This window comes from Georgfuchsia toluolica (genome assembly GCF_907163265.1).
Lineage (GTDB): Bacteria > Pseudomonadota > Gammaproteobacteria > Burkholderiales > Rhodocyclaceae > Georgfuchsia > Georgfuchsia toluolica.
Genome location: NZ_CAJQUM010000001.1, coordinates 1,079,311 through 1,093,625, shown reverse-complemented (window position 1 = coordinate 1,093,625; position 14,315 = coordinate 1,079,311). Strand labels below are relative to the sequence as shown.

Below are 14,315 nucleotides of genomic sequence, written 5' to 3'. Positions count from 1 at the left end.
AACGTCGGACGAGAGCAACCGTTTAAAATTATAGCATTCCCGACAAGATCACTCAGCCTTTGCCAGTCTGTCCTTGATCTGCCTGGCGATGCCAGCGGCATCAAGGCCGCTGTCGGCCAGCAACAGTGCCGGATCGCCGTGGTCAATGAAGCGGTCGGGCAGGCCGATGCGCAGCAGCGGCACAGCGCAGCCATTCTCTTCCAGGCAACGCGCGACTTCCGAGCCGGCGCCACCGATCAGGGCATTTTCCTCGACCGTTACCAGCAGGCTATGCCGGCGCGCCAGATCCATTACCAGTTCCCGATCCAGCGGCTTCACGAAACGCATGTTGGCGACCGTCGCGTTGAATTCCTCGGCAGCCTTCAGTGCCGGTGAGACCATTGCGCCAAAGGCCAGAATTGCCACATTCTTACCTTCGCGGCGCAGTTCGCCGCGCCCGAGCGGCAGCGCAGTCAGTGCCTGCACGACTGCTGCGCCAGACCCGCTGCCGCGCGGATAGCGCACTGCCGCCGGGCCATTATGTTGATAGGCCGTGGTCAGCATGGCACGGCATTCGTTTTCGTCACTGGCTGCCATGACCACCATGTTCGGGATACAGGTCAGATAGGAAAGGTCGAAGGCGCCGTTATGCGTGGCCCCGTCGGCGCCGACCAGTCCGCCGCGGTCGATGGCCAGCATCACCGGCAGGTTTTGCAGGGCAATGTCATGAATCAGTTGATCGTAGGCGCGTTGCAGAAAGGTCGAATAAATGGCGACAACCGGTTTCATGCCGTCGCAGGCAAGCCCGGCGGCAAAGGTCAGTGCATGCTGCTCAGCGATGCCGACGTCGAAATAACGCTGCGGATATTGCTCGGCAAAGCGCATCAGCCCGGAACCTTCACCCATGGCCGGGGTGATGCCGATAAGACGCTCGTCGGCCGCCGCCATGTCGCATAGCCAGTCGCCGAAAATTTGCGTGTAGGTTTTTTTGCCAGAGCTTTTCCCCCCCTCGATGCCGTTGCTGGCATCGAACTTCGAAACGCCGTGGTACAGCACGGGGTCATCCTCGGCAAGCTTGTAGCCCTGGCCCTTCTTGGTGATGATGTGAAGGAACTGCGGACCATCCAGTTTGCGGAGGTTTTGCAGCGTCGGCACCAATGATTCGAGGTCGTGGCCATCCAAGGGGCCGAGATAGTTGAAGCCGAGTTCCTCGAACAGCGTCCCTGGTACGAACATGCCCTTCACGTGTTCCTCGAAACGGCTGGCGAAGCGGTACAGCGGCGGTACGTTCTTGAGCAGTTTCTGCCCCGCATGACGCACAGCGTTGAAGGAATCGCCGGTAAACATGCGCGCCAGATAACGGTTCAGCGCACCAACCGGTGCCGAAATTGACATGTCATTGTCGTTCAATATGACAAGAAGATTGGTATCGCTGACGCCGGCATTGTTGAGCGCTTCGAAGGCCTGCCCGCCCGACATGGCACCGTCGCCGATGATGGCTACGGTACGCCGGTTGCTGCCCTGCTGCTTGGCCGCGACCGCCATGCCCAGCGCGGCGGAAATCGAGGTTGAAGAATGGCCGACGCCAAAAGTGTCGAATTCGCTTTCGCAACGGCGCGGAAATCCCGAAATGCCGTCCTTCATCCGCAGTCGCGCCATGCCTTCGCGACGGCCGGTCAATATCTTGTGCACGTAGGTCTGGTGGCCGACATCCCATACCAGCCTGTCCTCGGGCGTATCGAAGGCGTAATGCAGCGCGATGGTCAGTTCGACCGTGCCAAGGTTGGACGACAGGTGGCCGCCGGTTTTCGATACTGTTTCCAGCAGGAACTCGCGCAGCTCTTCGGCCAGCGCGGTCAGTGATTCCGGCGGCAGCGCGCGCAGTTCGAGAGGGGAATGAATGGTGTCGAGTAAAGGATACATCCGGGTCACTTCAGTATTCACGTTTTGCAATGTAATCGGTAATAAAACGCAAGCGATCGGCGCGTTGGCCGAAATGATCAAGGCCCGCATGCGCCTGGCGGCCAAGTTCCACTGCCTTGTTCCTGGCGGCATCCAGGCCCAGCAGGCTGATGTAGGTGAGTTTGTTGTCTTTCGCGTCCTTGCCGGCGGTTTTGCCTAATATCTCGGTGCTGGCTTCGGCATCGAGAATGTCGTCCACCACCTGGAACAACAGGCCAATGGTAGCCGCAAATCGGGACAGGATTTCAATATCTTCATCGTCCGCCTTGCCACAATAGGCGCCCAATAGCACGGCGGCTCGAATCAGCGCCCCGGTCTTCTTGCGATGCATGGTTTCCAGCGTTTGCAGCGATAACGATTGCCCGACCGCGTCGAGATCGAGGCTCTGGCCGCCCGCCATACCCAGCGATCCGGCGGCGTCGGCGAGTAAACGCATTGCTGATATTTGCAGTTCGGCATCGCACAGCGTGCGAAATGCCAGCGACTGCAATGCGTCGCCGGCAAGCAACGCCGTTGCTTCGCCGAATGCGACATGGCAGGTCGGTTTGCCGCGCCGGAGCACGTCATTGTCCATGCAGGGCAGGTCGTCATGCACCAGCGAATAGCCGTGGATCAACTCCACCGCGCAAGCCGCAGCATCTAGCGCAGCAGATGCCGCGCCGAACATCTCCCCAGTCGCATGGCAGAGCAGGGGACGGACGCGTTTGCCGCCGCCGAGCATGGCATGGCGCATGGCTTGGTGCAGGCGTTGCGGCGGGAAGTCAGCGCGGGGAAGCATACGGTCAAGTGTTGCTTCCGTTCGCGACTGGATATTGAGAACCCAATCCGCGCTCAGGTCAGTCGGCATCGGGCAGGTCAGTCTCGCGCAGTACGCCTTGATCGAAGACACGTATCTTGTTTTCCGCGGCAGCCAGCTTGTCCTGGCAGAACTTGAGCAGTTCCATGCCGCGCTGATAGGCTGTCAGCGACGGCTCGAGGTCAAGGTTGCCTTTTTCCATCGCGTCGACGATGGACTCGAGTTCGCGCAGCGCGTCCTCGAAACTGGCGGGTGAAGCGGGTGTGTCTGGAGAGGTTGTCTTGGCCATGGCCGCTGATTTTGACCGTGGTCAAAGAGGAAAGGCGTGAAAATAGCGCAAGCGCCCCATGTTGGTCAAATCCGGCGCTACTCCGATATACTCCCCAGCCCCTGTAACGCTGGTTGCGACGGGGATTCTCCGGTTTTCCGGGTTGTTTTTTCTTGGAGGTTGGGAATCATGTCCGATATCGCGAGCCAGGTTGCCGTTGCCCCTGCCGTTTCCCAGTTTCCCGTCGACTGGTACTTCGACGAAAAGCGTTTCGAACGGGAAAAAAAGCTCATTTTCGATGCCGGACCGGGATATGCCGGCCACGAACTGATGGTGCCCGGGATCAACGATTACCGCTCGCAGGAATGGCGCGACCATTCGCACCTGTTGCTGCGTCAGCCTGACGGCGTGTATGACGTGTCCAATGTCTGCCGTCATCGCCAAGCCATCATGCTGCAGGGCGCCGGGAATTCCACGTCCATCGTATGCCCGATCCACCGCTGGGCCTACGATATGGCCGGCCATCTGATTGGCGCGCCGCATTTTCCGGCGAAACCCGATCTTTGCCTGCAACGCATCCGGCTGGAAAACTGGCACGGCCTGCTCTTCAAGGGGCCGCGTTCGGCCAATGCCGATCTGGCCGGCATGCAGGTCGCCGACGAGCTCGATTTCAGCAGCTTCAAGCTCGACCGGGTTGAACTGCACCAGTGCAACTACAACTGGAAGACCTTCATCGAGGTCTATCTTGAGGATTACCACGTTGTGCCTTTTCACCCCGGCCTGGGCAGATTCGTAACCTGCAACGACCTGACCTGGCAGTTCGGCGACTGGTATTCGGTGCAGCGCGTCGGCGTTACCTCGCTGGCCAAACCGGGTTCGGATGCCTACCAGCGCTGGCATAAGGCAGTGCTCGACCATTACAACGGCCGGTTGCCGAAGCACGGCGCCATTTGGCTCACCTATTATCCGAACGTGATGGTCGAGTGGTATCCGCATGTGCTCATCGTCTCGACGCTGATTCCCCAGAAGGTGGACAAGACGCTCAATGTCGTCGAGTTCTATTACCCGGAGCAAATCGCCGCGTCCAACCGCGAGTTCATCGAGGCAGAACAAGCGGCCTACATGGAGACCGCGATCGAGGACGACGACATCGGCGAGCGCATGGATCGTGGTCGTCACTCGCTCTGGATAGAGGGGCGTAATGAAGTCGGTCCCTATCAGTTACCCATGGAGGACGGCATGCAGCACTTCCATGAATTTTATCGACGCGTCATGGGTGAACTTTAGCGTGCACGGTTGCTAGCGCCACCCCCGAAGATGAAAATGCGCAAAGGCAAATTGAAGGCCCCCTACCCCAACCCCGCCCCGGGGCGGGGTTACTGATTTGCTCGCTACGCTCGATAGTAACCATGCGCGCTGGTTTTACTTTTTCACACTATTGAATATGCAATCTCTTTGGATGGTCGCGGCGAGTTTCCTGTTCGCCTGCATGGGGGTCTGTGTCAAGCTCGGCAGCCAGGTGTTCTCGTCCGGTGAACTGGTGTTCGCGCGCGGCGCCGTGGCGACGTTGTTGCTGGGCGGCTATATCATGGTGCGCCGGCTGCCGCTGGCGACGCCGCTGTGGCGTTCCCACCTCGTGCGCGGCTGCGCCGGCTTTGTTGCGCTGGTGGCTTATTTCTACGCTATTGGCATGATCCCGCTAGCGGCGGCAGTGACGCTCAGCTATACGTCACCGTTATTCCTCGCCGCGTTGCTGGCGTTCTGGATGCGTGAGCCGGTGCGGCCGATGCTTTACGGCGCACTGGCGCTCGGCTTCGTCGGCATCGCCATGCTGTTGCAACCGACTCTGGCGCGCGAACAGTGGCTGGGCGGTGTGCTCGGGCTGGTATCGGGCGTCGTTTCCAGCGTTGCCTATCTGAATGTGAGGTACCTGGGCGAGAGGGGCGAGCCGGAGTGGCGCACGGTGTTCTACTTCTCGCTGTTTTCCATGCTGGGCGGCGTGCCGTGGCTGCTGGCCTTCGGTTCAGTTCATACCGTCGATGCGCGCGGCTGGGGGCTGCTGTTTGGCGTCGGCGCGTTTGGTGCGTCGGCACAACTGTGCATGACCGCTGCCTACAAGCGTGGCAAGACACTGGCAACAGCCAGCCTGGCCTATACGACCGTCGTCTTCTCCAGCCTGTTTGGCATGCTGCTCTGGGGCGAAGTGCTGGTGCCGCTGGCCTGGAGCGGCATTGCGATCATCGTGGCCGGCGGCGTGGCCGCCATGGCACTCTCGCGCTCTGCGCCTGTAGCGCCGACGGAACAGGACTGAGTTATAGTCAGGCCAAACTCCGTTCAGGGAACCGCCATGATTACCATCGACCACAAGGAACATCTCGTCACCGTCGCCGTACTGGGCGAATTCACCCTTGCGGATTTTCAGGAATTCGAGGCGCTGGTGAGCAGGGCCAGCGCGCCGCTCAACCTGCTTTTCGATTTGCGCAACATGGCCGATTTCACGCTCGACGTGGCGTGGGAGGAAATCAAGTTCGCACGTGCGCATGGCCATGATTTCGGCAAGATCGCCGTGCTTTGCCGCAGCCAGTGGGTGACGTGGAGCGCCTGGCTCACACGCGCCATCGGCGATGTCGATCTGGAAGTATTCGAGAGTCTGGCGCAAGCAGAAGCGTGGCTCGCTGAGTCGCCTTGAGCGACACTCCCGCCCCTGCCGTACTGCCGCCCTATCCAGGCATCCGACCGGAAGACGTAACCCTGATCCAGTCACGGCAGGCCGCCGAAGTGGCCGTAGCCGTTATGCTGGCGGCCGATGCGCTCGGCTTCGACACCGAATCCAAACCCACCTTTCGCAAGGGCGAGGAATCCACCGGCCCCCACTTGATCCAGCTTGCCACTGACGACCGGGCCTGGCTCTTCCCTCTAAACACCCAATTCGACATCACGCTTCTGAAACCACTCCTGGAGTCGCCGCGCATCATGAAAGTGGGTTTCGGCATCAAGGATGACGTAAAGCGATTGGCAGCGAAGTTCGACATCCATGCCCAAGGGATACTGGATTTATCCGTGGCCCTGCGTGGCATCCAGCGCCAGGATTTCGGCGCCAAGACGGCGGTAGCGCATTTCTTCGGCCAGAAGCTGCAAAAGTCAAGAAAAATTTCCACGACCAACTGGGCCAATCCGCGCTTTAGTTCGGGGCAGATTCTTTATGCGGCGAATGATGCGCAGGTGCCGTTGCGGGTGTATCGGGAGTGGGTGAAACGTAGCGCCGTCATCCCACGGGGATTCTCTTCGGTCATTCCGGCGAAAGCGAGAATCTAGAGTTGCTCCTCGCCCCTCGTGGGAGAGGGGCAGGAGAGAGCCTTGCAATTCTAGCGGCCATGTTTCTATCGACTTGCATGAGTCCACCAGTAGCAATTGCGCCCCAACAGGACGCTGGTAGATTTGAAAGAATTCAAGGAGTCGAAGGATTGCCGGGAGATGGAATTATATTTGGGTCAATAGGACACTACGCCCAGCATGGTCAGGCAGCGACATTGATCTTCCAGCGAGAGGGAGAAGAAGGCGTAGGCACTATTTTGCTTGCAACTCCTGGTGTGCTTGATCGTAACAAATGGGTGCCGGATGGTGAGATTTTAGCAAGGCCGTTCCATGTAAGCCTACATTGGGGCATGTACCGAATAATTGGCTATTGACCCACACTTAATCATTAAACTGAATCCGGCAATTGCCGCTTACATTGGGCAATGGAGCCCACGTACAGTGGAAGATGGCGAGAAGAATCACTTGGTGTTTATGATGAAAGACCGACTGACCCGCGACCGTAAACTTGTTCGTACTCAGTTATCAAAGCTTCCCAGAAGTGAATTGATCGAAAATTTCGTGCCCCGACTGATTGAACGAGGAAAACCGCTGATTCAGGAGTGAAAGTAGTCACCCATCAGTCGGCCGGTGTCAAGTGAGTAAATGATTTCATGGCAGCGCAAGCCACCAAGGCCATGAGAGTCAAGGTTCCAGGCTCAATAACCGCTAACTCTTGCGCAGACTACGTTCTGCCGCAGCGGCTGCCTGCTTCTTGGTCTTGGGTTTGGGATTGCGTCGGGGTGATGGCGTTTTGGCTTCGGCCGCGGGTTTTGGCCGCCACAGCACCAGGACATTGCCGATATGCTGGATCGGCGCGCAATCCAGTTGCCCGCATATTGTTGCCAGCACGGCATCGCGCTCGGCGCGTTCGATGCCGTAAAGTTTCACCTTGATCAGTTCATGCGCATTCAACGAACGGTCGATTTCCTTCATCACCGCATCGGAGAGGCCGTTTTGGCTGATACTGACGACTGGCCGCAGATGATGGGCCTGGGCGCGCAGGGCGCGGGTTTCGCTTGGGTTCAGTTCAATCATGGCGGCATTTTAACGCGATGAAGCCTGGCAATACTCCCACATCGCAACCTGTTGATTGCGAACAGCCGTTTTTTGGGTTCAAAAAGACACTGTCATTCATGCAATTTCCGCCATGGACTTTCTTGTATAGCCATGCTAAAAGTAGCGGAATTGTTTGCTAATAATGGGATGGGGAGGTATCTATGGCTTTTGGTCGATTTTGTTGCGGCCTGGCGGCGGGGTTTGCATTAATTACCCTGGGGAATGGGGTCGCTTATGCTCAGGACGCTAAGGCACAGGCTGGCCCGGATGCGCAGGCCAGGCACGCTGCCTTAGTTGCCGCGACTGAAAAGCCGGTAGATGATGCCGAGGCCCTGATGAAAGCCGGGAAAGCCGCAGAGGCTTATGGCTTGCTGGAACCCCTGGAATTCGAAAAGGCCGGCGACAAGCGTTTCGATTACCTGTTGGGCATAGCCGCGCTGGACAGCGGCAGGCCGGACAAGGCGACCATCGCTTTCGAGCGGGTGATCGCAGTGGATCCCAATTTTGCCGGTGCGCGCCTCGACATGGCCCGCGCCTATTTTCAATTGGGCGACTTGCCGCGCGCCAAGACCGAATTCGATACGGTAATGAAACAGAATCCGCCGGAAGCGGCTAGGGTTACCATTCAGAAGTATCTGGATGCGATGGCGGCGCACGAGAAAGCGCTGCAGACGCGAATCACCGCCTATCTCGAAGGATCAGTGGGCCGCGACACCAATATCAATAGTTCTACCAGCCAGGGCCAGATTCCCATCCCTGTGTTCGGTAATCTGGTGTTTACCTTGAGTCAGGCCAATATCTCCATGGCCGACAGCTATGCCGGCATCGCAATGGGCGGCGAAGTGACGCACTCGATTTCTCCGAAGTTGGCGCTGTATGCTGGAGTCGATCTGCGTCAGCGTGGCTATACGTCGGAATCCCAATTCGACACCGTCGATCTGCTCGAGCATGCAGGGGTTTCCTACACCACTGGCGAAGATACGTTCCGTGCCGGCCTGCTGGGAGATCAATACATGTTGTCGACGACGCGCCTTTACAACACGGCAGGCGTCAACGGCGAGTGGCGGCACATGCTCAGTCCGGGCAATCAGCTCAGCATGTTCGGCCAGTTCTCCAGCTTCCGTTTTGATCCGGATTCGATGCGGATCCAGGATTTCGACCAGTCGGTTGTCGGCGCGGGCTGGATGCATGTCATGCCCGATGGCAAGTCGGCATTGTTTGGCAGCATCTTCGTGGGGCACGAGAAAAGCGTGGCGCCAGTGACCGCTATCAATCCCACGGGCGGACGCGCCGATGGCAACAAGGACATGACGGGGCTGCGCTTTGGTACCCAGGTAATGCTGAACGACAAGTGGGACTTTTTTGAAAGTATCGGTTTCCAGTGGGCGCGATATGACAAAGCCAATGCCGCTTTTCTGGTAACCCGCGATGATCGGCAGACGGATGTGACGTTAGGTCTGAACTGGCATTTCGATAAATTATGGACAGTACGGCCGCAACTGGCCTTATCAAGCAACGATTCAAACATTGCGATTTACCGCTACCACCGCGCCGACGTATCGGTAGCGGTGCGCAGGGACTTTTGATTGTTCAACAGGTTTAGATAGTGAGGCGCCTCATGAAAACTCGCAACCTTCTTCTCTGCATGGCTGGCTTGGCCGCGCTGTTTCTCGATGCGACTGCGGCTTGGGCCGATACGGCAGGTCACATCCAGTTCGTCAATGGTGACGTACAAGTTGTCAGTCCAGGCGGGATGGCTCGTGCCTTGCGAAAAGGCGATGCCATCAACGAAGGCGACACCATCAGTTCGGCCAGGGACGCCTCGGCGCAAGTCAAGATGGTGGATGGCGGTTTCATCGCTGTGCGCCCGGATACCCAGCTCAAGTTCGACAGCTTCAAGTTTTCCACCAGGCAGGGTGAACCCGAGAACAGCTTCTTTTCCCTGGTAAAAGGCAGCTTTCGCGCGGTGACCGGCCTCATTGGCCGCGTCAACAGGCAGGAATACAAAATTACCACGCCGGTGGCGACCATCGGCATTCGCGGTACGGACCATGAAACGGCCTTTGTGCCGAATGCTCTGCCGGGGGTTCCGGCGGGTGCTTACAGCAAGGTCAACCTTGGTGAGACTTCACTGACTACGGATGTGGGATCGATCAACGTGAAACCCAACCAGATGGGGTATGCAAGAGGGATGACGCACATCCCTGAACTGCTGCCCATCAATACCAATCTCTTCACCGTTGCAGTTGCTCCGGCCAAGGAACCGAAAGTAATCGGTGCGAAAGAGAAAGAGGAGAAGGGTGGTGGGCAAGACAATCATGACACGCGAACCGTGGAGCCGCCGATCCGCGATACGGCCGTGGTGGATAACACCAGCGAGGGTGCCGGCATTCTAGCCAGTGTTCCGATCGCGCCTGCTGTTACTGATACGACCGGTACTACTGTAGTAACTCCACCGCAAACCACGATTCCGGTGATAGCCACCAATGATTCTTTGACACTGGACACAACGAACCAGACGGTTTCTGCTGGTCCGGACACACCTCCGGCACCGGTACAGAATGGCACTTTTGGTATCGAGGCGCAGGCGGCAGCAGACGCCGCAGCCAGTGCAGCAGCGGCGGCGCAAGCTGCAGCCAGCGCAGCTACGGCAAGCAATACAACCCTGACTGGTATCGCCCAAGTAAGTACTGCTCCGGCAACCACGGCAATAAGCACGGCTTCGGCCAACATCGCTACTGCGACTACGGCAGTCACTACAGCAACGGCACTGACACCAGCCGATGCCACGGCTGCCGCCGCCAACGCAACCGCTGCACAAAATGCCGCAACAGCGGCGGCGGCTCTGGCGGCAACGGCACAAGGCGCCTTGACGACGCATGGCACATTTGCCGACGTAACGGCAGGCCCGGCAAACATCGCCACGCAAAATGCAAACAGTTCCCTGCAAGCAGCGAGCACAGCGGTGCAAACGGCTGCGGGAAACGTAAGCACGCAGAATGACGCATTGACTTCAGCGCAGGCAGCAGCTTCGACTGCATTGACCAGTGCCGGCAATGCACTGACCACGGCGAACACCAATCTGACTGCGGCGAATACGCAAAATGCAACGATCATTACCGCACAAAGTTCGGCGGCAACGCCGTTGAGCGCGGCGCAAACGGCGGCGACGAATGCGCAGAACGCGGCGGCGGCAGCGGCCGCCGCCGCCGCCCAGGCGGCCACCTTGCAAGCGGCGGGCGATCTGACAGGGGCGCAGGCGCAACTGACGATCGCGCAGCAGCAACTGGCGATCGCCCAGGCCCAGCAGGTTAATGCGCAGGCGGCGCAAACCGCGGTGGCGACGCAGTTGACCAACGCGCAGACGGCGCAGACAGCAGCGGATGCAGCTGTGACGACGGCGGCCAATACGGCCACCGCCGCGGCCACGGATGCAGCCACAGCCAGCACGCAAGCGAGTGCTGCGCAAACAGCAGCTAACAGTGCCACTGCTGCGCTTGCGACTACTGGCAGCCAACTGGCCGTGGTGAGCAGCAACGCAACCACGGTGACGGCCAATGCACCAATCGCAGCCTACAACAATCCCGCTGTTGCCGGAAACTTCATTGGAGCAACAATGGCATCGGTGCCGGTGACCGGCGGGTTTAATACGGCCTTTACGCCAGACACTCCGTTGCAGCCCAACACATCGTACGTGCTGGATGGCAGCGGCAATCTGGTCGAGATGCGCAATGCGCCGTTCCAGGTGCAAACCAACCAGAATGGCATTGTACTTACCCCAGCCATCACGGGCACCACTGGCGCCGATATCAAGTGGAGCGGTGGCACAGCAGCGGATACTTTCAAACTTGCTGACAACAGCATATATTTGGGACGCTGGGTGAACCCGACGATAACCGTGACGGATAACGCCAATCCGGCTAATGTATTTACTTACACCCCACTCGACAACGTGTGGATAGCGCTCTTGCCACCGCTGACCGGTTATGTGCAATCGCTGGTGGGAACGACCACCTACACCATGGCCGGGCATACCACGCCGGTTGATGCCTTCGGCAATCTTGGGGTCTTGACCAGTGCGGCGCTTACTGCCGACTTCACCAATCAATTGGTTAGCGCAGCGGTGAACCTGACCATGAGCACTGGATCCATGGCGGGCACATTCAATGTGGCCGCAAACAATATGCCTATTCAGGGAAGCGGCTTCGGTGTTCCCAACTCCAGTGCGCTGACAACCAGTTGCTCCGGAACGGGCTGTGCCGCGGGACCAACAGGCTACAGCGCCGATCTTGGTGGTAATTTTGCTGGCACGGCGGCAGCCAGTGCAGCATTTTCTTACAATATCTGGCCGACGACGACACTGATTAGCGATCCGGCAACCAATTCGGTGCAGGGCTTGGTGGCATTCACAACCACTACACCACCGACAGTATCCTCGGGTGGCCCGTTCGCAGCTATTGCCGCAACCGGCACGGCAGTGGCTTACACCGGCGCTTATGGCGGCAGTTTCAGCTTTATCGCCGCACCCGGGGATGTGACACCGGCGGGCAATCCGACCACGTTCACACAAAGATATGGCGACATTTCGGGCTATTGGACTGACGTTTTAAATGGCGCGAGCACGACAACCCCACCAACCACAACAACGAATGGCATCACCTTTGGTGTATGGGAAACTGTGGCGAGCGTCGATATACACGAGCATCATGTGATTATGCCGGGCGAGGGCAGCGGTACTGCTCACGCCTACATGTTTGGCGCTGAAGGCTACCTCGATTCGCCCGTGGCTTTCTTTAATGGTATTAACGGTAATACCGGCCCGCTGGTGGGTACGTTCAGCTACAACAAGGTCGCAATGACCTCTTACGACAACAATTCCAATAATTGGGCAACCGGCACGGCACTTTCGGCGAGCATGAGTGCGGATTTCACCCATCAGACGGCGAATGTCGCGCTGGCCGGGACGATGGGGGCAACCAGTTGGACATCGGCTGGCAGCGGTATGCCGATCACTTTCCTTGACTCGTTCAACGGCACGGGAGCAAGCTTTAACAGCTCATCGCCGGTCATTACGGTAAATACGCTGGCTTGTTCGACCTGCGGCGGCAACATCAACGGTTCCTTCGTCGGGCAGAACTATGCCGGTGCAATAGTCCAGTACAACGTGTGGGATAACAACGGGCTGAATGTGGATGGATTGGTGGCATTTGACCGCATGCCTGTAGGCACCAACCCGACAGTTATCAATAGCGCTCCCAACCCCGCCATGACGTCCTATGTTCTGACGAATAATTCCTACAATGTTGAAAGACCGACTTCGATTACCACTGATACCGCTACCGGTGTGCTGACGGGCTGGGGTGTTGGTGGTTTCAACTCAACAGTGGCACCTGCCGCTGGTTCGGTAGCGCAAACGGCGGTTGGCTCCGGCAGCGGTACGATCAACTGGGGCGAGTGGGCGACAGGGTCGGTTGCCGACAACACTTTCAGCTATGTGCCGGGTACTGCGCAATTGCACTGGATCACCGCGCCAGAGCCGACGCCGGTTTATCTGTCCGAGGTGCTGACGACAACTGCTACCTATCACTTCGTCGATGGCGATGTCACCAGCAACGGCGGTACCTTCGATGTTTGGACACCCACTCCGATACATGGCACGGTCAATGGAGGCTCGTCGCTCACTGTGAATTTCGCCACGCAATCTGTGGCGGTGAATTTGGGCTTGGCGGTAAATGGGCATGACTGGCTGGCGAGTACCTCGGATGCGTCATTGCAATATCAGAATAGCGACACCCTGAACAGCTTTAATGCCGACAGCAAACGGTTGCCTTCAGAGCCCGGCTATCTGACGGTGACGGTGGATGCCACACCTGCCAGCGGCAATCTGGCCGGACAGCTGGTGGGATCGGGACTGGATGGAGCTTTCCTCAAATTCAACCTGGATGGCCAGGTAATAAACCCGGGGCCAACGCCAGGCTATGAATTTGTACAGGGTGTTGCGGCGTTTGGCGCAGATGTACCTAACGATCCGCTGACCCCTTACAAGATTGCTGTCGCGATGGTGAACGATCCGGTGCTAATGGATGGCAGCGATCCCATGGTGGGAGGGTATCAGGCCTTGACCAAAGTCGCCTTTGACGGTTCTGGAAATCTGATAAAGCTATATGGGGAGAAGGATGACAAGATAGAATTTTCCCTTGGCACCCTAGGGTCGGCATTTACCGGCGCCAGTTCAGCCGGACCAGCATGCAGTCCTTGCACAGATGCAGTAACCGGTATTGCATGGGGCCGCTGGGCGCCAGGAGTGACTGCTACGATCACCGAGGCGGGGGCATCACCTCAGGTTGTACCCATAAACGGTGGCGGGGTGCACTGGATCGCCACGCCGGAATTGAGCGGGCCCACGACACTGCCGGTGAGCGGTACATATGATTATGTCGTGGCAGGTGGGACAAACCCCACCGATTCGACGGGCGGCGTAGGTACGCTCAACTCTGCTTCACTTCGCGCGGACTTTACCAATCAAAAGGTCAACGTTGGGGTGAATGCGACCGTGGGTGCCACGACCATCGATGCCTCGGCCAGTAATGTGCCGATTTTCAAAAACGCGACATTCAATGCCGACACCGTGAGTGGTCTGGCGGTGGCTTGTAGTGGCAGTGGCACTGCTTGCGGCGCCCCCGGTACACCTCGGGGGGAAATCCGGGGCGGCTTCGGCGGTGCCGGTGCAATGGGAGCGGTGATGATATACGGTTTCCTGCCCAACCCTGCGGTCCAAAACATCATCACAGGCGTGGTAGCCTTGCACCGCTAGACGGAGCCGTGAAGAGGATGAACAACAAGCCCCGCAAGCGCGGGGCTTGTTGCTTTGTGTGGTCATTTACAGTTTTTGACTGA

10 protein-coding genes are annotated in these 14,315 nt (G+C 58.3%); 6 read left to right on the top strand and 4 right to left on the bottom strand.

The window, feature by feature from the left end:
• Positions 1-48: 48 nt before the first annotated feature.
• Genes dxs through K5E80_RS05135 form a run of 3 tightly spaced genes read right to left on the bottom strand, consistent with a single transcriptional unit; the run spans position 49 to position 3,026 of the window.
• On the bottom strand, positions 49-1,902 hold the full coding sequence (dxs, locus tag K5E80_RS05145; protein WP_220635152.1) for a 1-deoxy-D-xylulose-5-phosphate synthase: 1,854 nt from the start codon (positions 1,900-1,902) through the stop codon (positions 49-51).
• Positions 1,903-1,912: 10 nt separating this feature from the next.
• Complete coding sequence (locus K5E80_RS05140; RefSeq protein ID WP_220635151.1) at positions 1,913-2,788, bottom strand: polyprenyl synthetase family protein; 876 nt, start codon at positions 2,786-2,788, stop codon at positions 1,913-1,915.
• A complete protein-coding gene (locus K5E80_RS05135; protein WP_220635150.1) occupies positions 2,778-3,026 on the bottom strand; it encodes an exodeoxyribonuclease VII small subunit in 249 nt (82 codons plus the stop codon). The genes K5E80_RS05140 and K5E80_RS05135 overlap by 11 nt, the downstream gene beginning before the upstream one ends.
• Before the next feature lie 168 nt (positions 3,027-3,194).
• Here K5E80_RS05135 and K5E80_RS05130 point away from each other — a divergent pair, with 168 nt between their 5' ends.
• From K5E80_RS05130 to K5E80_RS05115, 4 genes are all read left to right on the top strand, one after another.
• Positions 3,195-4,292 (top strand): aromatic ring-hydroxylating oxygenase subunit alpha, encoded by a 1,098-nt coding sequence (locus K5E80_RS05130; RefSeq protein WP_220635149.1) that lies wholly within the window; start codon positions 3,195-3,197, stop codon positions 4,290-4,292.
• A 157-nt stretch (positions 4,293-4,449) separates the two neighbouring features.
• The gene (locus tag K5E80_RS05125) at positions 4,450-5,316 is read left to right on the top strand and encodes a DMT family transporter (protein WP_220635148.1); all 867 of its coding nucleotides are present in this window, start codon (positions 4,450-4,452) and stop codon (positions 5,314-5,316) included.
• Between the two features lie 36 nt (positions 5,317-5,352).
• Positions 5,353-5,694 (top strand): SpoIIAA family protein, encoded by a 342-nt coding sequence (locus tag K5E80_RS05120; protein WP_220635147.1) that lies wholly within the window; start codon positions 5,353-5,355, stop codon positions 5,692-5,694.
• A complete protein-coding gene (locus K5E80_RS05115; RefSeq protein ID WP_220635146.1) occupies positions 5,691-6,320 on the top strand; it encodes a 3'-5' exonuclease in 630 nt (209 codons plus the stop codon). Before K5E80_RS05120 ends, K5E80_RS05115 begins: the two co-directional genes overlap by 4 nt.
• 708 nt (positions 6,321-7,028) lie before the next feature.
• On the opposite strand, the gene K5E80_RS05110 is transcribed toward K5E80_RS05115, so the two are convergent.
• Positions 7,029-7,397 carry a YhbY family RNA-binding protein gene (locus K5E80_RS05110; RefSeq protein ID WP_220635145.1) on the bottom strand — a complete coding sequence of 123 codons (369 nt, stop codon included), beginning with the start codon at positions 7,395-7,397 and terminating at the stop codon, positions 7,029-7,031.
• A 182-nt stretch (positions 7,398-7,579) separates the two neighbouring features.
• On the opposite strand from K5E80_RS05110, the gene K5E80_RS05105 reads away from it, so the two are divergent.
• Entirely contained in the window at positions 7,580-9,004 is a 1,425-nt protein-coding gene (locus tag K5E80_RS05105) for a tetratricopeptide repeat protein (RefSeq protein ID WP_220635144.1), read from the top strand.
• 32 nt (positions 9,005-9,036) lie between these two features.
• Positions 9,037-14,232, top strand: a complete 5,196-nt coding sequence (locus K5E80_RS05100; protein ID WP_220635143.1) for a FecR domain-containing protein — start codon at positions 9,037-9,039, stop codon at positions 14,230-14,232.
• Positions 14,233-14,315: the final 83 nt, after the last annotated feature.